This window comes from Rhizobium sp. UBA1881, from assembly GCF_002338015.1.
Lineage (GTDB): Bacteria > Pseudomonadota > Alphaproteobacteria > Rhizobiales > Rhizobiaceae > Rhizobium.
In genome coordinates, this window is the sequence record NZ_DDHH01000190.1 from 27969 (window position 1) to 49807 (window position 21839).

20 protein-coding genes are annotated in these 21839 nt (G+C 61.1%); 9 read left to right on the forward strand and 11 right to left on the reverse strand.

Going from position 1 to position 21839, the window contains the following annotated elements:
* Window positions 1–36: 36 nt before the first annotated feature.
* From speB to rplM, 4 genes are all read right to left on the reverse strand, one after another.
* Window positions 37–996, reverse strand: a complete 960-nt coding sequence (gene speB, locus B3605_RS22990; protein WP_112941562.1) for an agmatinase — start codon at window positions 994–996, stop codon at window positions 37–39.
* 66 nt (window positions 997–1062) lie between these two features.
* Complete coding sequence (locus tag B3605_RS22995; protein WP_112941579.1) at window positions 1063–1359, reverse strand: addiction module antidote protein; 297 nt, start codon at window positions 1357–1359, stop codon at window positions 1063–1065.
* Window positions 1360–1497: 138 nt separating this feature from the next.
* Complete coding sequence (gene rpsI, locus B3605_RS23000) at window positions 1498–1965, reverse strand: 30S ribosomal protein S9 (RefSeq protein ID WP_037177440.1); 468 nt, start codon at window positions 1963–1965, stop codon at window positions 1498–1500.
* 2 nt (window positions 1966–1967) lie between these two features.
* Entirely contained in the window at window positions 1968–2432 is a 465-nt protein-coding gene (gene rplM / locus B3605_RS23005) for a 50S ribosomal protein L13 (RefSeq protein WP_018900238.1), read from the reverse strand.
* A gap of 340 nt (window positions 2433–2772) precedes the next feature.
* Between rplM and B3605_RS23010 the strand changes: the two genes are divergently transcribed.
* Window positions 2773–3603 carry an enoyl-CoA hydratase gene (locus B3605_RS23010; RefSeq protein WP_296436344.1) on the forward strand — a complete coding sequence of 277 codons (831 nt, stop codon included), beginning with the start codon at window positions 2773–2775 and terminating at the stop codon, window positions 3601–3603.
* Window positions 3604–3625: 22 nt separating this feature from the next.
* On the opposite strand, the gene B3605_RS23015 is transcribed toward B3605_RS23010, so the two are convergent.
* On the reverse strand, window positions 3626–4462 hold the full coding sequence (locus tag B3605_RS23015) for a DMT family transporter (protein ID WP_112941560.1): 837 nt from the start codon (window positions 4460–4462) through the stop codon (window positions 3626–3628).
* A 402-nt stretch (window positions 4463–4864) separates the two neighbouring features.
* Window positions 4865–5215, reverse strand: a complete 351-nt coding sequence (locus B3605_RS23020) for a hypothetical protein (protein WP_210297174.1) — start codon at window positions 5213–5215, stop codon at window positions 4865–4867.
* 63 nt (window positions 5216–5278) lie between these two features.
* Here B3605_RS23020 and B3605_RS23025 point away from each other — a divergent pair, with 63 nt between their 5' ends.
* The 3 genes from B3605_RS23025 (at window position 5279) to B3605_RS23035 (ending at window position 7468) form a co-directional block, all read left to right on the forward strand.
* Complete coding sequence (locus tag B3605_RS23025; RefSeq protein ID WP_112941559.1) at window positions 5279–5707, forward strand: CoA-binding protein; 429 nt, start codon at window positions 5279–5281, stop codon at window positions 5705–5707.
* 126 nt (window positions 5708–5833) lie between these two features.
* Complete coding sequence (locus B3605_RS23030; RefSeq protein ID WP_047510539.1) at window positions 5834–7117, forward strand: O-acetylhomoserine aminocarboxypropyltransferase; 1284 nt, start codon at window positions 5834–5836, stop codon at window positions 7115–7117.
* A gap of 6 nt (window positions 7118–7123) precedes the next feature.
* Window positions 7124–7468 carry a cupin domain-containing protein gene (locus B3605_RS23035; RefSeq protein ID WP_112941558.1) on the forward strand — a complete coding sequence of 115 codons (345 nt, stop codon included), beginning with the start codon at window positions 7124–7126 and terminating at the stop codon, window positions 7466–7468.
* A 39-nt stretch (window positions 7469–7507) separates the two neighbouring features.
* Here the strand turns inward: B3605_RS23035 and B3605_RS23040 are convergent, their stop codons facing one another.
* Complete coding sequence (locus tag B3605_RS23040; RefSeq protein WP_162725033.1) at window positions 7508–7987, reverse strand: MarR family winged helix-turn-helix transcriptional regulator; 480 nt, start codon at window positions 7985–7987, stop codon at window positions 7508–7510.
* 186 nt (window positions 7988–8173) lie between these two features.
* Here B3605_RS23040 and B3605_RS23045 point away from each other — a divergent pair, with 186 nt between their 5' ends.
* Window positions 8174–8977, forward strand: coding sequence for an SDR family NAD(P)-dependent oxidoreductase (locus tag B3605_RS23045; RefSeq protein WP_112941556.1), 804 nt, complete (start codon window positions 8174–8176; stop codon window positions 8975–8977).
* Here B3605_RS23045 and B3605_RS23050 read toward each other — a convergent pair.
* Together B3605_RS23050 and B3605_RS23055 are read right to left on the reverse strand one after the other, a co-directional pair.
* Window positions 8974–10341 (reverse strand): sigma-54-dependent transcriptional regulator, encoded by a 1368-nt coding sequence (locus tag B3605_RS23050; protein ID WP_112941555.1) that lies wholly within the window; start codon window positions 10339–10341, stop codon window positions 8974–8976. The genes B3605_RS23045 and B3605_RS23050 overlap by 4 nt on opposite strands.
* Entirely contained in the window at window positions 10338–12200 is a 1863-nt protein-coding gene (locus B3605_RS23055; protein WP_112941554.1) for a sensor histidine kinase, read from the reverse strand. The genes B3605_RS23050 and B3605_RS23055 overlap by 4 nt, the downstream gene beginning before the upstream one ends.
* A 236-nt stretch (window positions 12201–12436) precedes the next feature.
* Between B3605_RS23055 and B3605_RS23060 the strand changes: the two genes are divergently transcribed.
* Window positions 12437–13771 (forward strand): dicarboxylate/amino acid:cation symporter, encoded by a 1335-nt coding sequence (locus B3605_RS23060; protein WP_112941553.1) that lies wholly within the window; start codon window positions 12437–12439, stop codon window positions 13769–13771.
* Between the two features lie 90 nt (window positions 13772–13861).
* On the opposite strand, the gene B3605_RS23065 is transcribed toward B3605_RS23060, so the two are convergent.
* The gene (locus tag B3605_RS23065; protein WP_112941552.1) at window positions 13862–15115 is read right to left on the reverse strand and encodes a cytochrome P450; all 1254 of its coding nucleotides are present in this window, start codon (window positions 15113–15115) and stop codon (window positions 13862–13864) included.
* A 52-nt stretch (window positions 15116–15167) separates the two neighbouring features.
* Window positions 15168–16421 (reverse strand): GGDEF domain-containing protein, encoded by a 1254-nt coding sequence (locus B3605_RS23070; protein ID WP_183794666.1) that lies wholly within the window; start codon window positions 16419–16421, stop codon window positions 15168–15170.
* Between the two features lie 385 nt (window positions 16422–16806).
* On the opposite strand from B3605_RS23070, the gene clpP reads away from it, so the two are divergent.
* The 3 genes from clpP to lon all read left to right on the forward strand — a co-directional run bounded on the left by clpP (window position 16807) and on the right by lon (window position 21835).
* Window positions 16807–17445, forward strand: a complete 639-nt coding sequence (gene clpP, locus B3605_RS23075) for an ATP-dependent Clp endopeptidase proteolytic subunit ClpP (RefSeq protein WP_026283311.1) — start codon at window positions 16807–16809, stop codon at window positions 17443–17445.
* A 282-nt stretch (window positions 17446–17727) separates the two neighbouring features.
* Window positions 17728–19005 carry an ATP-dependent Clp protease ATP-binding subunit ClpX gene (clpX, locus tag B3605_RS23080; RefSeq protein ID WP_018900222.1) on the forward strand — a complete coding sequence of 426 codons (1278 nt, stop codon included), beginning with the start codon at window positions 17728–17730 and terminating at the stop codon, window positions 19003–19005.
* Window positions 19006–19420: 415 nt separating this feature from the next.
* Window positions 19421–21835 carry an endopeptidase La gene (lon, locus tag B3605_RS23085; RefSeq protein ID WP_018900221.1) on the forward strand — a complete coding sequence of 805 codons (2415 nt, stop codon included), beginning with the start codon at window positions 19421–19423 and terminating at the stop codon, window positions 21833–21835.
* Window positions 21836–21839: the final 4 nt, after the last annotated feature.

Consider the following 21839-nt stretch of genomic DNA (forward strand, 5'->3'; position numbering starts at 1 on the left):
GAAAGAAGTCCGGAATCATTTTGGAAGATGGATGAGTCAGCCGTGTGACGCTGTCGCGCGTCGTTCGGCATGCAGCCCCAGCATATACATCGCGACCGTCGCCCCCGCAATGGCGGTGATGTCGGCGTGATCGTAGGCGGGGGACACCTCGACGACATCAGCGCCGCGGATATCGAGCTGGTGCAGCCGCTGCAGCACCGAGAGGATTTTGGCGCTGGACGGGCCGCCCGAAACCGGCGTGCCGGTGCCGGGCGCAAAGGCCGGATCCAGGCAGTCGATATCGAAGGTCAGATAGCTGGGCGCGCCCTTGGTGTGCGAGATGATCGTCGAGGCGATCTCGGCAGCACTCATCTCCTCTACTTGGTGGCCGTAGAGAATGTTGATGCCGAAATCGTCGGGCGCATGCGTGCGGATGCCGATCTGGATCGAGCGATCAGGATCGATGATCCCATCGCGGACCGCGCGCGCCACGAAGGACCCGTGGTCGATCCGCTTACTGTCGTCGAACCACGTATCCTGATGCGCGTCGAACTGCACCAGCGCCAGCGGGCCATGTTTGGCCGCATGCGCCTTGAGGATCGGCCATGTCACGTAATGGTCGCCGCCGAGCGTCAGCATGAAGGCGCCGGCATCGACGATCGTCTTCGCCTGCCGCTCGATTGCCGCTGGCGTCTCCTGGTGGTTGCCATAATCCAGCAGGCAATCGCCGTAGTCGATGACGGCCATCTCGGCGAAGAGATCGCGATTGAAGGGGTATTGCGGATCATTGTCGAAGATCGCCGAAGCCCGCCTGATCGCCTGCGGCCCGAAGCGCGTACCCGGCCGGTTGGAGGTCGCGGCATCGAAGGGGACACCCCAGACCACCACGTCGGCGCCGGTCAGATCCTTGGTGAAACGCCGGCGCATGAAGGACAGCGCACCCGCAAACGTCGGGTCCGTCGCCGCCGAGGTGAGGCTCGTCGCCGTGAAAGCATGATCGATCGACTTGTTGGCCAAGTGACTGTCCTTTGGTTTGGAAGCTCGGTTAAAATCATGGGCCCGGTATCAGGCCCATGATGAAACTCAAGCGGCGTCCTGATCCGCCTTGATGGAAATCTTCAGCCCAAGCGCCTTGATGACGCCGAAGAAGGTAGACAGCCGCGGATCACCAGTTTCGCCCCGCGCCTTGTAGAGCGCTTCCCGCGTGACGCCCGCGTCCTTGGCGATAGACGTCATGCCAACTGTCCGGGCGACATCGCCTAGCGCATGCGCGATAAGGGCAGGATCGCCATCGTCGAATGCCGCCTCAAGATAAAGAAGTCGGTCTTCCGGCGTCTTCAGGTGATCCTGAATGTCGAAGCGTGTGGTTTCGAGAAGCATGTTCAGATCTCTTTCGCCTGGGGCGATATCCATCATGCGTGAATCATAATTCACGGCACCTAATTGTCAAAGCGCATGCCAAAACGAAAAAAGGCCGGGTTTGCACCCGACCTTTCCACATTCCGAAGTCCGAAACGATTAACGCTTGGAGAACTGGAACGAACGGCGGGCCTTGGCCTTACCGTACTTCTTACGCTCGACGACGCGGCTGTCGCGGGTCAGGAAGCCACCCTTCTTCAGGACCGAGCGCAGGCCCGGTTCGAAGTAGGTGAGAGCCTTGGAGACGCCGTGACGAACGGCACCGGCCTGGCCGGAAAGACCGCCGCCTGCAACCGTTGCGATGATGTCGAACTGGCCGTCACGGGCAGCAGCGACGATCGGCTGACGCAGAATCATCTGCAGAACCGGACGTGCGAAGTATTCCGTGAATTCCTTGCCGTTGATGACGATCTTGCCGGAGCCCGGCTTGACCCATACACGAGCAACAGCGTTCTTGCGCTTGCCGGTCGCGTAGGAGCGGCCAAGCGAATCGACCTTACGGACGTGTGCCGGAGCCGAAGCTTCGGTAGCCGTGCCGAGATCCTTCAGGGAGGAGAGGTCAGCCATTCTTAGGCGCTCCTTACGTTCTTCTTGTTCAGCGAGGCCACGTCGAGAGCGACAGGCTGCTGAGCTTCATGAGGATGGTTGGAACCAGCGTAAACGCGCAGGTTCTTCATCTGGCGACGACCGAGCGGGCCACGCGGAACCATGCGCTCGACTGCCTTTTCAAGAACGCGCTCCGGGAAGCGGCCTTCCATGATCTGGCGAGCGGTACGCTCCTTGATGCCGCCGGCGAAACCCGTGTGCCAGTAGTAAACCTTGTCGGAGTACTTCTTGCCGGTGAATACGACCTTGTCGGCATTGATGACGATGACATTGTCGCCGTCGTCAACGTGAGGAGTGAAGGTAGCCTTGTGCTTGCCGCGCAGACGCATGGCGATAACAGAAGCGAGACGACCAACGACAAGCCCTTCGGCGTCGATGATGACCCACTTCTTCTCTACCTCTGCAGGCTTCTGGGAGAAGGTTGCCATAGTAGTTACTCTCTTTTGATCCCTTGGCCCGAAGGCGAAAGGGCGTTTCTTGTTGCTTGATTTGGGAGCCCGAGGGCGCACCAAAAAGAAAGCAGCCGGGAAAGGCTGCGTTCTGGCGGTGTGTATAGAGGTTGAGGCCGATAGCGTCAATATTGCCGCGGGCTGCAGCCGTAAAAACAAATAAATGAAATCAATGGGTTAATTGTGTGGTATTTTGATACCTCAATTTTCAGCGCCTCGATGGCAGCGCTCTGGCGCCAACGGCATCGCTTCTCCTCGAAATGACTGGCCTTTTGTGGCAGGACTGATAGCACGAAATCGACATGCAGGGAGTTTCATCATGGCCGAAGTTCTATCGTTCCGCACCGATGCCGGCAAAGCCAGCGGTTCGCTCGTGCTGCGCCAGCTTTCCGATGGCGTGCTGCGGCTGACCCTGAACAATCCTCCCGCCAATCACCTGTCGCTCGCCATGATGGAGACGCTGATGGGCGAGTTGCAGAATGCGGCCGAGGACGACGACGTGCGCGTCGTGATCATCGCATCGACGGGCGGTGTCTTCTCGGCCGGCCATGATCTCAAGGAGTTGACCGAGCATCGCGCCGACGCGGATGACGGCGAAGCCTTCTTCGATGAGACCTTCGCTCTCGCTGCCGATCTGATGCTGGAGATCACCAAGCTGCCGAAGCCGGTCATCGCCGAGATCGACGGCCTTGCGACCGCCGCCGGATGCCAGCTCGTCGCGTCCTGCGATCTCGCGATCTGCACCGATACCGCGACCTTCTGCACGCCGGGCGTCAATATCGGCCTCTTCTGCGCGACGCCGATGGTGGCGCTGACCCGCTCCGCCCATCGCAAGCAGGCGATGGAGATGCTTTTGACCGGCGAAACGATCGACGCCTCGACTGCCAAGGACTTCGGCCTGGTCAACCGCATCGTGCCGAAACAATATCTGCAACAGGTCGTCACCAAATACGCATCGGTGATCGCAAGCAAATCGCCGATGGCGCTCCAGATCGGCAAGGAAGCCTTCTATCGCCAGGTCGAAATGCCGATCGAGGAGGCCTATGGCTATGCCGCCGAAGTCATGGTGGACAGCATGATGACCGAGGATGCGGAAGAGGGGATCGGGGCATTCCTGGAAAACAGGATGCCGGATTGGTCGAGGGACTGAACCCGGCAGAGCTCGGAGCCTTCTAAGCCAGCTTCAGCAATAGCCCGCCGAGCGCGATGATCGCGCCGGCGAGATAGCGCCAGGGGCTGGCTTTCTCCTTCAGGAACACGACGGAGATGATGAGCGCGAAGAGGATCGACGTTTCGCGCAGCGCGGCGACGGTGGCGACAGGCGCCTTGGTCATGGCCCAGAGCGCCAGCCCGTAGGATGCGATCGATCCGGTGCCGCCGATCAGGCCACGCCACCAGTTCACCTTCACATGCATCGCAACCGCATAGGCGCCGCGCCGAGAGATGGCCCAGCTGAGCAGCAACACCGGCGGCAACAGCGACATCCACAGCGTATAGGAGATCGCATTGCCGGATATCCGCGCCCCGATGCCGTCGACATAGGTGTAGGTGGCGATGACCACGGCATTGGCGAGCGCCAGACGAATGGCGTGGCCGCTGCCGCGCTTGGCCTCGAAGGCGAGTGTCAGGATGCCGACGCAGATCGTGATCGTGCCGATCAGCGCGCCGCCGGACAGGCTCTCGCCGAGTACGAAACCGCTCGTTGCCGCCACCAGCAGCGGCGCGCAGCCACGCATCAGCGGATAGACGAGGCCGATATCGCCGGCTCGATAGGCGCCTGCGACCAGCTGGAAATAAGCGAACTGCAAAATCGCTGAGGCGCCGATATAGGGCAGGGCCTCGATAGCGGGAAACGGCAGGAACGGGAGGAACGGCAGGGCCGCGATCGCGCCGCCCGCCGAGATCAGGCTGGCGTCCAGCGCCTTGTCCGTCCCGGCCTTGATCAAGGCGTTCCAGGTCGCATGAAGAAGCGCGCCGAACAAGACCAGCAGGATGACGGTGAGGGACAAAAGAACTACCTGATGGTGTGGCGAAAAGTCGGGACAAAGCTTGTTACGCCGTCATCAGGAAAATGCAACAGCGGCCATTGAGATGAAGCTATGCAGTGCCGTCTCTGCTTAATCGATTATGCAACCTTCGGACGATCGTATCGTCAAGCGGTCGTTGCGATACGTACGCCAGAAGTTTCAAACATTTTTTCCTCATTCAACTATGAGGTGTTTCTAAAATGGCCATGAACAAATGAGGACATAAACGGGATATACAGTGAACACAGGTCGCGGTGAGTGCATTAACCCGGATGGGTGATGTTAATAGAGCACAAATTGGCACGCTGAGCGGCGAGCGGCCTGTCAAAATTGGTGGGTTTTATGCCCGTCTGATGAGCAGCCGCTCAACCGGAATTTCGTGTCTCAGAGCGAATAGTCAGGAATGAACAGCATCCCGTCCAGGTTGTCGATATTCTGACAGTTCAGAACCCGGCATTTCGGGTTGTCCTTGGTCGGAACAGTGGTCCACTCGGCATACTGGTTGCCGTCGCACATGCGGCTGTTGCGCACATATCTGTCGTAGAGCGTCATGCCGCGAACGCGGGTGGAGGGGTAGCGCAAGATGACCGCTCCCTCGTTGTGGATGGCAGCGCGTGCCCGATCGCAGCTGATCGTCTGCGAATTATAGCGCGATATGGCGAGCGCCGGCGTGGCAGCGAGCAGCGCGGCGGCGAACACAAGCACTTTTCTCACGGCGATCTCCTCCTTCGGCATCTGGCGTACCTATTATATATAGGAAACGCCTTAGCGCTGTCATTGAGTTGGAGACAAGGAAAGATGGATCACGATAACTATAGCGACGAATACATCCTCGATATCCTCCGGTCGGTGAAGACGATCGCGCTCACCGGCGCGTCGCCCAATCCCGCAAGGCCGAGCAATGGCGTCATGGGCTATCTTCTCTCGCGCGGCTATGAGGTTGTGCCCGTCAATCCCGGCCAGGTCGGCAAGCGCATCCAGGGGCAGGAGGTCTTCAGCCACCTCGCTGACGTGCCCGTTGCGGTCGACATGGTCGATGTCTTCCGGGCCTCCAACTATCTGTCGGAGGTGGTGGACGAGGCGCTGGCGATGAACCCGCGACCGAAAGTGATCTGGGCGCAGCTCGGCGTGCGCGACGATGCCGCTGCCGCCAAAGCCGAGGCGGCCGGTATCAAGGTCGTCATGGATCGCTGCCCGGCAATCGAGTATCCACGCCTCATCGGCTGAGAAGGGCAAATTTTTCGCCAAACGCGTCTCGGTTGAAATGGATGGCGATTAACTTTTGCCGATCGTCCGCTATGCTCCGCCCAGCGAAGTTAAAGCAGCAAAGTCAAATCAGAACGGGAGGACTTCATGACCGCGAATGATCCGGGTTTCAATACGTTGGCCGTGCATGCGGGCGCAAAGCCCGATCCGGCGACCGGCGCGCGCGCCACACCGATCTACCAGACGACGGCTTACGTCTTCAACGATGCCGATCACGCGGCGGCACTCTTCGGCCTGCAGGAATTCGGCAATATCTACACCCGCATCATGAACCCCACCCAGGCTGTGCTCGAAGAGCGTGTCGCAGCACTCGAGGGCGGCACGGCGGCACTCGCCGTCGCCTCCGGTCATGCCGCGCAGATGATCGTCTTCCACACGCTGCTGCGCCCAGGCGAAAACTTCGTTGCAGCCAAGCGGCTCTATGGCGGCTCCATCAACCAGTTCGGCCACGCCTTCGATAATTTCGGCTGGCAGGTGCGCTGGGGTGATTCCGCCGATCCGGCGAGCTTCGAAAGCCAGATCGACGAAAATACCCGGGCGATCTTCATCGAAAGCCTCGCCAATCCCGGCGGCACCTTTGTCGATATCGCTGCGATCGCCGATGTGGCCCACAAGCACGGCCTGCCGCTGATCGTCGACAACACAATGGCCAGCCCCTATCTCATCCGCCCGATCGAACACGGCGCCGATATCGTCGTGCATTCGCTGACCAAGTTCCTCGGCGGCCACGGCAATTCCATGGGCGGCATCATCGTCGATGGCGGCACATTCGACTGGTCGAAATCCGGCAACTACCCGATGCTTTCGAGCCCTCGGCCGGAATATAACGGCGTGGTCCTGCATTCGACCTTCGGCAACTTCGCCTTCGCCATTGCCTGCCGCGTTCTCGGCCTGCGCGACCTCGGCCCTGCCATCTCGCCCTTCAACGCCTTCCTGATCCTCACAGGCATCGAGACGCTGCCGCTGCGCATGCAGCGCCACAGCGAAAACGCCGCGACGGTCGCCAAATGGCTGAAGGCGCACAGCAAGATCGCCTGGGTCAACTACGCCGGCCTTGAGGACGATCCGAACCACGCGCTGCAGCAGCGCTATTCGCCAAAGGGGGCGGGATCCGTCTTCACCTTCGGCGTCAAGGGCGGCTACGAGGCCGGCAAGTCGCTGGTCGAGGGCCTGCAGCTCTTCTCGCACCTTGCAAACATCGGCGACACCCGCTCGCTGGTCATCCACCCGGCCTCCACCACCCACCGCCAGCTGACCGACGAGCAAAAGACCGCCGCAGGCGCCGGCCCGGACGTCGTGCGCCTCTCGATCGGTATCGAGGACGTCAAGGACATCATCGCTGATCTCGAACAGTCGCTGGCGAAGGTGTGAGGCGGAATGGCAAAGCAGCTCAAGCTCGATATCTCAGGCATCGAACCCGAGGTCGGCGCCCCGGCAGAGGATCGGTTGATCGCGGGAGATCCGCAGTTCCGGACATGGAACCTGGAGGAGGCCGACGGCGGTCTCTATGCGGGCATCTGGGAGGCGACGCCGGGCAAGTGGCGGATCGTCTATGACGAGTGGGAATATTTCAACGTTCTCTCTGGCCACTCCGTCGTCACCGAAGACGATGGCGAGCCCGTCCACCTGCGCGCCGGCGACCGGATGATCCTGAGACCTGGCTTCAAGGGAACCTGGGAAGTCATTGAAACGACTCGCAAGGACTACGTCATCAGGCTCTGATGGCGCGGTCCCCGTGCAGGGACATCCTTGCTGCGCTCTTCAATCCTGATCCTGCCGGGCGGCGTAAAATGCCGCGGCAAAGCCCGGTGATGCGATGAGATCCATGGTCCGCCGCAGGTTTTCGGAGGCATCCTTGCCGAAGGCCGCATCGAAGCTTGCCTGTGCCTCGCGCCACAGGCCGTTCGTCTCATTCCACAGCTGATCGCCCTTTTGGGTCAGCCGCACGCGCTTGACGCGGCGGTCATGCTCGTCGGCCACGAGTTCCACGAGACCATCGCGCTGCAGCGGCTTCAGCGTGTGGCCGAGCGCGGAGAGATCCATCACCATCGCCTCGGCTAGCATCTTCAGCGGCGTTTCGCGGCCGAGCTTGATCTGCGTCAGCAGCGTGTATTGCGTGATCTTCAAGCCGCTCGGCGCGAGCACGTCTTCATAAAGCTGGCCCAATTGCCGTGATGCGCGCTTGAGCGCGCTGTTGCTGCAATAATTCCATGCCCCGTCAGGGGTGTTGCTCTCTGCCATTGCATGTTCTCCATCGGTGATGTCTTCCGATTGGTGGCGATCCGTCAACCGCTAAACGTCACATCTTTTTCAATCGCCTCTTGCGCGCACCGATCCGTCGCCTAAATATAGTGGCATATACCAGTAAAATTCAACGCGCCCCGTGAGACCGAGCAGGGCGGGTTCAAACAAGGAAGGAATGCCACCATGTCCACTGCATCTCTCGGAACCGCACTCGTCACCGGCGCCTCGTCCGGCATCGGCGCCACCTATGCCGATCGCCTTGCCAAGCGCGGTTACGATCTCGTTCTCGTCGCCCGCGATGTCGCGCGCCTGCAAGCGCTGGCCGACCGGTTGACTGGTGAGGCCGGTGTGAAAGTGAGTGTCCTTCCGGCCGACCTCACCGATCGCGCCGACGTCAGGATCGTCGAGAAGCGCCTACGCGAGGACGCTGACATCAGCCTGCTCGTCAACAATGCCGGCATCGGCCCCAAGGGCACGCTGGTGGAGGATGACATCGATTATCTCGAAACGATGATCGAGCTGAACGTCGTTGCCGCCAACCGGCTGGCTGTTGCCGCCGCGCAGGCCTTCGCAGAGCGGGGCAGGGGCGCCATCATCAACATCGCATCGGTGGTTGCCTATATTCCGGAGCGTTTCAATGGCACCTACAGCGCCACCAAGGCTTTCGTCCTCAACCTCACCCAGGCCATCCATTCGGAAGTCGCGGAAAGGGGCGTTAAGGTTCAGGCAGTCATGCCCGGCCTGACCCGCACGGAAATCTTCGAGCGCGTCGGCCGCTCCTTCGATCAGATGCCGCCGTCGATGGTCATGGACGTGAACGACATGGTGGACGCGGCCCTTGCGGGCTTCGATCAGGGCGAGCTGGTCACCATCCCGTCCTTGCCCGATAGCGGCGATCTCGATGTCGCAACGGCAGCGCGCCTGGCGCTCGGGCCCAATCTCTCGCACAACAAGCCGGCAGCGCGCTATGGTGTGACGGCGGGCTAGTTCCGCTCGTCGCTCGGCGCGAAGTCGGCACGCACGATGCCGTGGCGCTGCAGCTTGTCGTAGAAGGTCTTTCGCGGAATGCCGAGTTCCGCGATCGTCCTGCGCACATCGCCGTCATTGGCGTCGAGCACGTCGCGGATGATGCTTGCTTCGTAGCGATCCAGCCGATCGGGCAGGGGCAGGCCCTCGCCAAGATCGCTGGGCTTCGCCTCGGATGCGCTGCCGCCGAATTGATCGACGCCAAGCACGAAACGCTCGGCAAAATGCGAGAGTTCACGGACATTGCCGGGCCAGTCGTGGCCCTGCAGATGCCGGTGCACGGCGGACGACGCGACCGGAATGTCGCGCTTGAAGCGCTTCGCCGCGCGCTCGGCGAAATAGCCGAAGAGCAGCGGAATGTCGTCGCGACGCTCCCTGAGCGGAGGGATTGAGATCGTCACCACGTTCAGCCGATAATAGAGGTCCTCACGGAACTCGCCGCGCTGCCGGGGATCGCCGAGATCGACCTTGGCGGCTGCGACCACCCGCAGGTCGACCGGTCGCACTTCGTTGGTCCCGAGCGGCGTCACCTCGCGCATTTCAAGCACGCGCAGCATCTGCACCTGTGTTGACGGCGCCATGCTCTCGATCTCGTCGAGAAACAGCGTACCGCCGCTAGCGTGCTCGATACGCCCGACACGCTTCTTCTGCGCGCCGGTGAAGGCGCCGGGCTCGTGCCCGAACAACTCGCTTTCGATGACGGTCTCCGGCAGGGCGCCGCAATTGAGCGCCACGAAGTTCCCGGCCTTGCGCCGCCCCCACTGGTGCAACAGGCTGGCTACGACTTCCTTGCCACTGCCGGTCTCGCCGGTCACCAGCACGTCGACATCGGTATCGGCGATCTGTCTGAGCGTATGGCGCAGCCGCTCCATCGCCGGCGTCTGGCCGATCAGCGGCAGGTCGTCGCGAACTTGTTCGCTTGCCTTGCGCAGTGCTCGGTTTTCCAGCACCAGACGCCGCTTCTCCACTGCCCGGCGCACGCTCTGCACCAGCCGGTCGGCGGGGAAGGGCTTGCTGATGAAATCATACACACCCTGCTGGATCGCCTTCACCGCCATCGGAATATCGCCGTGACCCGTCACCAGAATGACGGGAAGATCCTGGTCCTGCCGCTGCACGTGGTCGAACAGCTGCAGGCCGTCCATTTGCGGCATGCGGATATCGGAGACGATGATCCCGGGAAAATCCGGCGTTAGCACCGCCAGCGCATCGACCGCCGACGAAAAGGCGGAAACGGAAAAGCCCGCCAGTTCCAGCGTCTGCCTGGTGGCGCGCAGAAGGTCCTTGTCGTCGTCGACGAGGAAGATGGATGCGGCGTCTGTCATGGCTTTGCTCTCACGAGATGCACGATGAAGCTTGTTCCCTGGTCGCTGCTGGAGACCTCGATGCGTCCGCCGTAATCGGCGACGATATCCTTCGAGATCACCAGGCCAAGGCCGAGACCCTTTTCCTTGGACGTGTTGAAGGGCGTAAACAGTGAAGCGAGGATGGCGGCAGGTATGCCCGGGCCGTTGTCGGCGACGATCACCTCGACGTCCTCATCCGTCGCGACGGCCGAGATCTCCACCCGCGCATCGCTGCGCCCCTCCAGCGCTTCGAGCGCGTTCTGAAACAGGTTGATGAGGATCTGCTCGAGCCGAACCCTGTTGCCGAGAACCTGCAGCCCCGGCGGCGGCAGCTTGATGCTGAGCGCCTGCAATTGTCCGGCGAAGCGGCTCTTGAGCAGCACCACGGCGCCCTCGATCACATCCCTCAGCTCCACCGGCTCCGGTGCCGTCCGGCCCTTGCGCGCGAAGGCCTTCAGCTCCTCGGTGATCGAACCGATCCGCTCGGTCAGCGCGGCGATGGCGCCGAGGTTCTCTTTCACCGGCTCGGCCTGTTGGCGGTCTAGGAAGACGCGTGCATTATCAGCATAGGCGCGGATGGTCGCGACCGGCTGGTTGATCTCATGCGCGACGCCGGCTGCGACCTGGCCGAGAATGGCGAGCCGGTTTGCCTGGACCAGCTCCTGCTGCACGACCTGCAGCCTGGATTCGGTGTTCCTGTGATCGGCGATCTCTTCCTGCAGACGGTCACGCGCGCGGCTGAGATCCTCGGTGCGGGCGACGACCCGCCGCTCAAGCTCCTCTCGCATCGATAATTCGACTGCAATCCGCATGGCCGCACTCTGCCTGCGCCGGAGCAGGAATGCCGCGACCGCGAGGATCGGCACCAGCACGGCGAGCGACAGCAGCCGCATCTCCCGCACGGAGGAGGCGACGGCGGCCTCCGTCGGCACCAGATACTCCAGCCGCCAGGGCGTCGTCGGTACGGCGGCATAGAGGCGCAGATATTCCGCGGCATTGCTGCCGGGCAGGATCGCGGAAACCAGCGACGTCTTGGGGTCGATGATGTCGGGCCTAACGACCGGCAGCGGCGTCAGCGGCGCATCGCCGAATTGCAGGCTCTCGCGGATGGCTGAGAGCTCCTGCTGTGGCACCGGCACAGCCGTCATGAAGCGCCATGAGGGGATGCTGGTGATCAGCACGACGCCGTGCTCGTCGGTTACGTAGACCGGCCGGCGAGTGTCGCGCCAGTCGGTCTCGAGCTGGTCGAATTCCAGCTTCACGACTACGACGCCGAGCGGCGCGTCGGCGCTGCCGACCCGGCGTGAGATGTAGAGACCCGGTCGCTTGCTGACGCTGCCGAGCGCGAAATGCTCCGCCGTTCCCTGCTGCATCGCCCGCTTGAAATAGTCGCGGAACGTATAGTCGTTGCCGACGAAGCTGATCGGTTCGCGCCAGTTGCTGGACGCGATAGCGAGACCGTCGGTGCCGATGACATAGAGGACCGCGGCTTGCGTGCCCGTCACCAGCCGCTCCAGCTTGCGGTTCAATATGTCGATATCGGTGACGCTGGTGGAGGAGAGGGCATTCAGGACCTGCTGGTCCTCGGCAAGCAGCAATGGCAGCGCCCGGGGACGCTCGAGCACGGCCGTCAGCAGCGCCACCTTCAGGCTGGCATCGGTCTGGCTCTGGGTTGCCAGCGCGTTGATCGACGAACTGCGCCCGTAAAGTGCCGCACCGATCAGCGCGGCGACAAGCAAAGCGGCGGAGAAGGCGACGAACAGGATCCAGCCGCGTCGCGTCCTGCGATCGACGTCGTCGATAGTCTCAAAACCCGGAATGCTCGGCGTATCTGGCATGGCGTTTAATGTGCGGATTTTCGCACATCCGTCAAATGAAATTGTGCGGTAATTCGCGCAATCGAACTCCGGCAACGTTTCGGCCCGGAAGAAAAGCCTTTTGAATCATGGCGATATTGCGGCGCGCGGAAACTGGCACGGTCATTGCAACGTAACTGCGAATAGCCGGAAGGCTGTTGATTGAAACGCAGTTGCCCCGGGAGGCCGGTCAGGTTGGGGGCTTTATGGAGGACACTATGGGTGTTGCAATTCCAGCCGCCGAGCCGCGGACCAAGATGCCGTTCTACCGGCATCTCTATTTCCAGGTCGTCGTCGCCATCATCGCCGGCATGCTGATCGGCCATTTCTGGCCTGATTTCGGCGCCAGCCTGAAGCCGCTCGGCGATGCCTTTATCCGCCTCGTCAAGATGATCATCGCACCGGTCATCTTCCTCACGGTCGCAACCGGCATTGCCGGCATGTCGGACTTGAAGAAGGTCGGCCGCGTCGCCGGCAAGGCGATGCTCTATTTCATCGTCTTCTCGACGCTGGCGCTCATCGTCGGCCTCATCGTCGGCAACCTGCTGCATCCGGGCTCCGGCATGAACATCGATCCGGCAACGCTCGATGGCAAGGCTGTCTCGACCTACGCCACCAAGGCGCACGAGACAACGATCACCGGCTTCCTGATGAACATCATCCCGGAAACCATCGTCGGTGCGTTCGCCCAGGGCGATATCCTGCAGGTGTTGTTCTTCTCGGTCCTGTTCGGCATCGCGCTCGGCATGGTCGGCGAAAAGGGCAAGCCGGTCACCGATTTCCTGACCGCGCTCACCGCCCCGGTCTTCCGCCTCGTCGCCATCCTGATGAAGGCTGCCCCGATCGGTGCGTTCGGCGCCATGGCGTTCACCATCGGCAAGTACGGCATCGGCTCGGTCGCCAATCTCGCCTACCTCATCCTCACCTTCTACATCACCGCGCTTCTCTTCGTGCTGGTCGTGCTGGGTGCGGTTGCGAAGTATAACGGCTTCTCGATCCTGTCGCTGATCCGCTACATCAAGGAAGAGCTGCTGCTCGTCCTCGGTACGTCCTCGTCGGAAGCGGCCCTGCCGGGTCTGATGCAGAAGATGGAACGCGCCGGCTGCAAGCGCTCGGTCGTCGGCCTGGTCATCCCGACCGGCTATTCGTTCAATCTCGACGGCACCAACATCTACATGACGCTGGCGGCGCTCTTCATCGCCCAGGCAACCGGTATCGATCTGTCGCTTACCGACCAGATACTGCTGCTCCTCGTTGCGATGCTGTCGTCCAAGGGTGCCGCAGGCATCACCGGCGCGGGCTTCATCACGCTCGCAGCAACCCTGTCGGTCGTGCCTTCGGTTCCTGTCGCCGGCATGGCGCTGATCCTCGGCATCGACCGCTTCATGTCGGAATGCCGCGCTCTGACCAACCTGGTCGGCAACGCTGTCGCCACCGTCGTGGTCGCCCGCTGGGAAAATGAACTCGACCAGGAAAAGTTCGCCGCCGCCATGGCCGGCCAGCTGCCGGAAGAGCTCGACCAGCCGGTTCCGACGCTGCAGGCCGCTGAATAGGCCAAGTAATCAGAGAACAGCCTGCCGCCGCCCGGCAGCTGTGCCTCCCAAGGCAGATGGCCGCGCTCCCCGAAAGGGAGCGCGGTCGTTTTATTTAGTCGGCCAGCTGAGGTCGAGCCGGTCGAGACCATGGAAATGGTAGACGTCCTTTACTTCGGGCGTCTTGGCCAACTTCAGGCCGGGCAGGCGCTCGAACAGGATCGGCAGCACCACGTTGAGCTCCAGCCGCGCCAGCGGCGCGCCGATGCAGAAGTGAATGCCGGCGCCGAAGGAGAGATTGGGCGCTTCGCGGCGATCCGGCTTGAAGGTCAGCGGATCGGTGAACTTCAGCGGATCGAGATTGGCTGCGGCCAGGATCAGGCTCACCTTGTCGCCACGCTTGAACGATATGCCGTCGATCTCGGCCGGCTCCAGCGCCCAACGCTGGAAGATGTGAACCGGCGCGCAAATGCGCAGCGATTCCTCGACGGTCCGCTCCGTCGTTTCCTCGTCCTTGAACAGTTCTGAAGGCGCAAAGCCGCTGTCGAGGATCATCCGCACCGAGTTGCCGATCTGATGCACGGTCGCCTCATGCCCGGCATTGAGAAGCACGATCGTCGTCGAGACGAGTTCGTCCTCGGTCAGATACTGACCCTTGTGCTCGGTGTGGATCATGTGCGTCAAAAGATCGTCGCGCGGATTGGCGCGGCGCTCGGCGATCACGGTCTTCACGTAATCGGCGAATTCCTTCGCGGCCTTTTCAGCGCCATCTTCGTCGGCGCGGGTACGGCCGAATAGATACATGCGGATATAGGCATGCGACCACTTGAGGAGCTGCGGACCCATCTCCTCGGGGATGCCGATCATCCGCGCGATCATCGTGACCGGGATGATGTCGGCGAAGGCCGAGAGCAACTCGACCTCGCCCTTGTGCTCGAACTGGTCGATCAGCCGGTTGGCGAGCTCCTCGAGCTCCGGCTTCATCTTCTCGACATGGCGCGAAACGAAGGCGCGGTTGACGAGCGTGCGAAGGCGTGTGTGTTCCGGCGGCTCGAGTTCGAGCAGGGAATAGCGTTCGGCAAGGTCGAAATTGACGACGTGCTGGTCGGGCTCGGGAAGCCCCAGTTCCTCGCGGCTGGCGATATGCAGGATCTGCCGGCCGAAGCGGCGGTCGCGCAACAGCGCGTTCACATGGTCATATGAGGTGAAGAACCACTGCTTCTGCTCTTCCCAGTAAAATGTGGGACAGTGGGTATGCAATGCCGCGTATGCGGCATTGGGATTGCTGTAGAACAAGGGGCTGCGCGCATCGATGGAGACGCGGCGCGCAGCAGGGTCAATGGACATGTAAGGCAATGTGATCATGCCCGAGGCTTAGCGGATTTGCACAATCTCGGGAAGAGAGTACAACCTATTGTCAGCGTCCAAGTGATCCCACACGACGCAGCGCATGGATCTGGTCGTCGAGCGTCGGCACGAGTTCGCCCGTCGTGTGATCCGGCTTTTCTTCCGGCGGTGGCGGCGCGGCCGCCTCGGCCTCACCGAAGGTGACGGTGCAGTTGCGGCCCGCGGCCTTGGCGGCGTAGAGCGCGCGGTCGGCTGCCGATACCAGCTTGTCCATGTTGGCCTCGATGGGCGAGGCAAGCGCCACGCCGATGCTGACTGTGGCCGGAATGATGGCATCGCCGGTGCTGACGGGAACGCGGCAGAACTCGGTGCGGATTGTTTCGGCGAGCGCCTCGGCCTCGGTCTGGTCGGCGACGCTAGCGAACGCGCCGAATTCCTCGCCGCCCATGCGGCCGAACACGCCTGCGGGCGTAAACTGCTGCGCCATGCGGGCAAAGACCGTCAGCACGGCATCGCCGCCCTGATGGCCGAAGCGGTCGTTGATGCGCTTGAAATTGTCGAGATCGAACAGAAGAACGGCGACGTGGCGGTTCTCGTCGAACGCCTTCGTCTGGATGCGCGTGAACTGCGCAAACAGCCCGCGGCGATTGAGGACACCCGTCAGCGTGTCGGTGAGGCTGAGAATACGCAATTTCTGCTCCGAGCGCTCCATGATGAGACGAACCGTCAGCGCGCAGGCAAGAGTCAGCATCAGCGCCGTACCCATGGCGGCGAGGCCCGCGATGTTGGCTGCTTCCATATCACCCGGGGACAGCACGGCGATCGCGCCGGCGGCGATAAAACAGACGCAGGCCTGCAGAATGAACATGACCGCGAGCTTGGCGCGCGCCGATTCCCGGTTGAGGCCGGGCGAGCTGACCGCCATGGTCAGCGCCGTCGCGCCCGTTGCCGAGGCGAGGTTGTAGAGGGCAACCCGGTTCGGATAGTCGTCGTGCACCCAGGGCAGGAATACGCCGGCCAGCCAGACGACCGGCGGCAAAAGCACCCACCATTCGATCTTGCGCCGGTCGAGCGCCAGATATCCAGCCACCCAGGCGCTCTGGCCCACAAGCGCGATGGTATTGCCCGCCTCGATCGACAGGTAGCTCGGAATGTGGCCGCGCAATGCCACCAGTGCAAATCCAATGCCGCTGAGCGCAAAGCCCCAGCCCCAATAGAAATAAGTCTTATCTCGGACATTATGGCGCCAGGCAATGAACGCGACCAGCGCGAGCGTCATAGCCTCGGAGCACCAAATGGCCAGTCCTGTCGTAACATTGAACACGGCAATACCCCTTGTATGGCCGCATCCTCGCTAAATAAGCTGGCGACTTTGTTAATCGCGGAGCGGCGGCCCGCAGGCCTCGTCCGTTATCTGGCGATAGGCTTTCCACGAGGTAAATGACCGGCGTCCCATACTGGGCGAATTCAGCATTTCTTCATCTTGCTGAAGAGAAAAGCTGTGAGCCGGGAGTATGGCCCGCCGCCGTTAATGACGGTTTCGAAGAATCTCCCTACAGAGGGCCCATGAAAACAGGCATGGTTTCCCACCGTCTTAACGTTATCCCAAGGCGCGTCTTGAAGAGAAGGGTAGGGAAGTTCTATGTAGGGATAAGGCATTTTCTTTGATTCCCGGCGTCGGGCCGGAAAGACGTTGACAAAGGACGCACATGAGAAACCCAGTCGATACCGCTATGGCCCTCGTGCCGATGGTTGTGGAACAGACCAATCGCGGTGAACGCTCCTACGACATTTATTCGCGCCTGCTCAAGGAACGCATCATTTTCCTGACGGGTCCGGTCGAGGATCACATGGCGACGCTCGTCTGCGCCCAGCTGCTTTTCCTCGAAGCCGAGAACCCCAAGAAGGAAATCGCGCTCTACATCAATTCTCCGGGCGGCGTCGTCACCGCCGGCATGGCGATCTACGACACGATGCAGTTCATCAAGCCTGCCGTGTCGACGCTGTGCATCGGCCAGGCCGCTTCCATGGGCTCGCTGCTTCTCGCAGCCGGCGACAAGGACATGCGCTTCGCCACGCCGAACTCGCGCATCATGGTTCACCAGCCGTCGGGCGGCTTCTCGGGCCAGGCTTCGGACATCGAGCGTCACGCACGCGACATTCTCAAGATGAAGCGCCGCCTGAACGAAGTGTACGTCAAGCACACGGGCCGGACCTACGAGGAAGTTGAAAAGACGCTCGACCGTGACCATTTCATGGATGCGGCGGAAGCCAAGGACTGGGGCGTGATCGACAAGGTCCTGACGTCTCGCGTCGAGATCGAAGGCGCTGCGCCTAGTCAGAACTAGGGATGGTGTTTTCCCCGCCACAGTTCTATCTCATTTGTGATCGAACTAGGGAATAAACCGAGTGGCGGGTGAACCATTCTCAAGTATTAATGCTATGTTGAATTTTTATGACATAGCATTTGGCTTCGAAGGGGAGTTCGTTGCCGCCGGGGCCAAGACGGCCTAGTCTGGACCCGGTTCGTACCCCTTGACGGCCTTGGCCGGCTGTAGCTCCAAGTGGGGCAGGCCAATGAGTTGACCGCACTTTCACCTTGAAATGCGGCGTGCTGGAAGGAAAGTGATATGAGCAAAGTCAGCGGCAGCAACGGCGGCGACTCTAAGAACACCCTGTACTGCTCCTTCTGCGGAAAGAGCCAGCACGAAGTCCGCAAGTTGATTGCCGGACCGACAGTTTTCATCTGCGATGAATGCGTCGAATTGTGCATGGACATCATCCGCGAGGAAAACAAGTCCTCGATGGTCAAGTCCCGTGATGGCGTTCCCACGCCCCAGGACATCATCAAGGTCCTCGACGAATACGTCATCGGCCAGCGTCAGGCGAAGAAGATCCTGTCCGTTGCCGTTCACAACCATTACAAGCGTCTCGCGCACGCCACCAAGAACGGCGAAATCGAGCTTGCGAAGTCGAACATCATGCTGGTCGGTCCGACCGGTTGCGGCAAGACCTATCTTGCCCAGACGCTCGCCCGCATCATCGACGTTCCCTTCACTATGGCCGATGCCACGACGTTGACGGAAGCCGGTTATGTCGGTGAAGACGTCGAAAACATCATCCTCAAGCTTCTGCAGGCTGCCGACTACAACGTCGAGCGGGCGCAGCGCGGCATCGTCTACATCGACGAAGTCGACAAGATCTCGCGCAAGTCCGACAACCCGTCGATCACCCGCGACGTGTCGGGCGAGGGCGTGCAGCAGGCGCTTCTGAAGATCATGGAAGGCACGGTCGCTTCCGTACCGCCGCAGGGCGGCCGCAAGCATCCGCAGCAGGAATTCCTGCAGGTCGACACCACGAACATCCTGTTCATCTGCGGTGGCGCCTTTGCCGGTCTCGACAAGATCATCTCGGCCCGTGGCGAAAAGACCTCGATCGGCTTCGGCGCAAGCGTTGCCGCTCCGGATGACCGTCGCGTCGGCGAAGTGCTGCGCGAACTGGAGCCGGAAGATCTCGTCAAGTTCGGCCTGATCCCCGAGTTCATCGGTCGTCTGCCGGTTCTGGCGACGCTCGAGGACCTGGATGAGGACGCACTGATCCAGATCCTGTCGGAACCGAAGAACGCGCTCGTCAAGCAGTACCAGCGCCTGTTCGAGATGGAAGACGTCGAGCTGACCTTCCACGAGGACGCCCTTCGCGAAATCGCCCGCAAGGCGATCACCCGCAAGACCGGCGCCCGCGGCCTTCGTTCGATCATGGAAAAGATCCTGCTCGACACGATGTTCGAACTGCCGACGCTCGAAGGCGTGCGCGAAGTCGTCATCTCCGACGAAGTCGTCCGCGGCTCCTCGCGTCCGCTCTACATCTACGCGGATCGCCAGGAAGAAAAGGCCAACGCCTCGGCCTAAGTATCAGCGCGATACGAACCGTGAATTTAAGGGGCTTGCCGTTGGCAGGCCCCTTTCTATTTGAAAAACCGTTCGCGGCACCTCCAAATGCCGATAAAACTTGCTGATGACGCCTGAAACCACGTTCGTTGCCGTTGCGAATTCATCCGCCCTTGGCAATTATGCAATGATTCCGTTGGTGTGTTTCGGCATTGTATTTTAGCCGGTTCGGAAATGGTCAGCGCTGGTCCAGCTAGGCGCGACATAGTGAGGTGTTCCGTTGTAGCATAGCTGTCATGTCCAAGCGGACACGGGCCATGTGGCAGCTTGAAAAGCATAGTCAGAACCTCCACTTGTTAATGCAAGTGAGAGTGCGGCCGGTCCCAAACGGTCGCGCCAGAAGAGCCCGGCAACGGGACGATGGAAAGGAAATAAAATGACGAAGAAAACGTCAGTTGCGAGCACCGCTTATCCAGTATTGCCCCTGCGCGACATCGTGGTCTTTCCGCACATGATCGTACCTCTCTTCGTAGGCCGCGAGAAATCGATCCGCGCGCTCGAAGAAGTCATGGGCTCGGACAAGCAGATCATGCTCGTCACGCAGATCAATGCCAGCGACGATGATCCCGAGCCGTCCGCCATCCACAATGTCGGCACCGTCGCCAACGTTCTGCAGCTGCTGAAGCTTCCAGACGGAACCGTCAAGGTTCTCGTCGAAGGCCGCGCGCGCGCTGAAATCGACGCCTACACCGACCGCGAGGATTTCTACGAAGCGCTCGGTCATGTGCTCGAAGAGCCGCACGACGATCCGGTCGAACTGGAAGCGCTGAGCCGTTCGGTCGTGTCCGAATTCGAGAGCTACGTGAAGCTCAACAAGAAGATCTCGCCCGAGGTTGTTGGCGCCGCCAGCCAGATCGACGACTACTCGAAGCTGGCCGATACGGTCGCCTCGCACCTGTCGATCAAGATCACCGAGAAGCAGGAGATGCTGGAAACCACCAGCGTCAAGGCACGCCTCGAAAAGGCGCTCGGTTTCATGGAAGGTGAGATCTCGGTCCTTCAGGTCGAGAAGCGCATCCGCTCGCGCGTCAAGCGCCAGATGGAGAAGACCCAGCGCGAATACTACCTGAATGAGCAGATGAAGGCGATCCAGAAGGAGCTCGGCGACGGCGAGGAAGGCCGCGACGAGATGGCCGAACTGGAAGAGCGCATCTCCAAGACCAAGCTCTCCAAGGAAGGTCGCGAGAAGGCCGATGCCGAGCTGAAGAAGCTTCGTCAGATGAGCCCGATGTCGGCGGAAGCCACCGTCGTGCGCAACTATCTCGATTGGCTGCTCGGTATTCCGTGGTCTAAGAAGTCGAAGATCAAGACGGATCTCAACAACGCCGAAAAGATCCTCGAAGCCGATCACTTCGGTCTCGACAAGGTCAAGGAGCGCATCGTCGAGTATCTGGCTGTCCAGGCCCGTGCGACCAAGATCAAGGGTCCGATCCTGTGCCTCGTCGGCCCTCCGGGTGTCGGCAAGACCTCGCTCGCCCAGTCGATCGCCAAGGCGACCGGCCGTGAGTATGTCCGCATGGCGCTCGGTGGCGTTCGTGACGAAGCTGAAATCCGCGGTCACCGCCGCACCTACATCGGCTCGATGCCCGGCAAGGTCATCCAGTCGATGAAGAAGGCGAAGAAGTCCAACCCGCTTTTCCTGCTCGATGAAATCGACAAGATGGGCCAGGACTTCCGCGGCGATCCGTCGTCGGCTCTGCTCGAAGTGCTCGATCCGGCCCAGAACTCGACCTTCATGGACCATTACCTTGAGGTCGAATACGATCTGTCGGACGTGATGTTCATCACGACGGCGAACACGCTGAATATCCCTGCGCCCTTGATGGACCGTATGGAAGTCATCCGTATCGCCGGCTACACCGAGGACGAAAAGCGCGAGATCGCCAAGCGGCACCTGCTGCCGAAGGCTATCAAGGAACACGCTCTGCAGCCGAACGAATTCTCGGTTTCGGACGATGCCCTGATGGCGATCAGCCAGCAGTACACACGCGAAGCCGGTGTCCGTTCGTTCGAGCGTGAACTGATGAAGCTCGCCCGCAAGGCGGTCACCGAGATCATCAAGGGTAAGACGAAATCGGTCGCGGTTACCGCCGAGAACATTTCGGACTATCTGGGTGTTCCGCGCTTCCGTCACGGCGAAGCCGAGGGCGAGGATCAGGTCGGTGTCGTCACCGGTCTGGCCTGGACCGAGGTTGGTGGTGAACTGCTGACGATCGAAGGCGTCATGATGCCGGGCAAGGGTCGCATGACCGTGACCGGCAACCTGAAGGACGTGATGAAGGAATCGATTTCTGCGGCGGCGTCCTACGTCCGCTCGCGTGCTGTCGATTTCGGCATCGAGCCGCCGCGCTTCGACAAGTCGGACATTCACGTCCACGTGCCGGAAGGTGCCACGCCGAAGGACGGCCCATCGGCCGGCGTCGGCATGGCAACCGCGATCGTCTCGATCATGACCGGTATCCCTGTTCGCAAGGACGTGGCGATGACGGGCGAAATCACGCTTCGTGGTCGCGTCCTGCCGATCGGCGGATTGAAGGAAAAGCTGCTCGCCGCGCTGCGCGGGGGTATCAAGACTGTTCTGATCCCGGAAGAAAACGCCAAGGATTTGGCGGAGATCCCGGATAACGTGAAGAACAACATGGAGATCATCCCTGTGTCCCGTATGGGCGAGGTGATCAAGCATGCTCTGGTCCGCAGACCGGAGGCGATCGAGTGGGACGGCACGGTGGAAACGCCTGTTATCGCAACGGTCGAAGGGCACGACGAAAGCGGCACTTCCATCGCTCATTGAGCCT

Bases quoted from the DNA above. Each gene is read 5' to 3' on its own strand.
- clpX (WP_018900222.1), top strand. From the start codon at position 17,728: ATGAGCAAAGTCAGCGGCAGCAACGGCGGCGACTCTAAGAACACCCTG.
- B3605_RS23030 (WP_047510539.1), top strand. From the start codon at position 5,834: ATGACCGCGAATGATCCGGGTTTCAATACGTTGGCCGTGCATGCGGGC.
- B3605_RS23050 (WP_112941555.1), bottom strand. From the start codon at position 10,341: ATGACAGACGCCGCATCCATCTTCCTCGTCGACGACGACAAGGACCTT.
- B3605_RS23020 (WP_210297174.1), bottom strand. From the start codon at position 5,215: ATGCCGAAGGAGGAGATCGCCGTGAGAAAAGTGCTTGTGTTCGCCGCC.
- clpP (WP_026283311.1), top strand. From the start codon at position 16,807: ATGAGAAACCCAGTCGATACCGCTATGGCCCTCGTGCCGATGGTTGTG.
- B3605_RS23065 (WP_112941552.1), bottom strand. From the start codon at position 15,115: ATGATCACATTGCCTTACATGTCCATTGACCCTGCTGCGCGCCGCGTC.
- B3605_RS23035 (WP_112941558.1), top strand. From the start codon at position 7,124: ATGGCAAAGCAGCTCAAGCTCGATATCTCAGGCATCGAACCCGAGGTC.
- B3605_RS23010 (WP_296436344.1), top strand. From the start codon at position 2,773: ATGGCCGAAGTTCTATCGTTCCGCACCGATGCCGGCAAAGCCAGCGGT.
- B3605_RS23040 (WP_162725033.1), bottom strand. From the start codon at position 7,987: ATGGCAGAGAGCAACACCCCTGACGGGGCATGGAATTATTGCAGCAAC.
- rplM (WP_018900238.1), bottom strand. From the start codon at position 2,432: ATGGCAACCTTCTCCCAGAAGCCTGCAGAGGTAGAGAAGAAGTGGGTC.
- B3605_RS23055 (WP_112941554.1), bottom strand. From the start codon at position 12,200: ATGCCAGATACGCCGAGCATTCCGGGTTTTGAGACTATCGACGACGTC.
- lon (WP_018900221.1), top strand. From the start codon at position 19,421: ATGACGAAGAAAACGTCAGTTGCGAGCACCGCTTATCCAGTATTGCCC.
- B3605_RS23060 (WP_112941553.1), top strand. From the start codon at position 12,437: ATGGGTGTTGCAATTCCAGCCGCCGAGCCGCGGACCAAGATGCCGTTC.
- B3605_RS23025 (WP_112941559.1), top strand. From the start codon at position 5,279: ATGGATCACGATAACTATAGCGACGAATACATCCTCGATATCCTCCGG.
- rpsI (WP_037177440.1), bottom strand. From the start codon at position 1,965: ATGGCTGACCTCTCCTCCCTGAAGGATCTCGGCACGGCTACCGAAGCT.
- B3605_RS23045 (WP_112941556.1), top strand. From the start codon at position 8,174: ATGTCCACTGCATCTCTCGGAACCGCACTCGTCACCGGCGCCTCGTCC.
- B3605_RS22995 (WP_112941579.1), bottom strand. From the start codon at position 1,359: ATGCTTCTCGAAACCACACGCTTCGACATTCAGGATCACCTGAAGACG.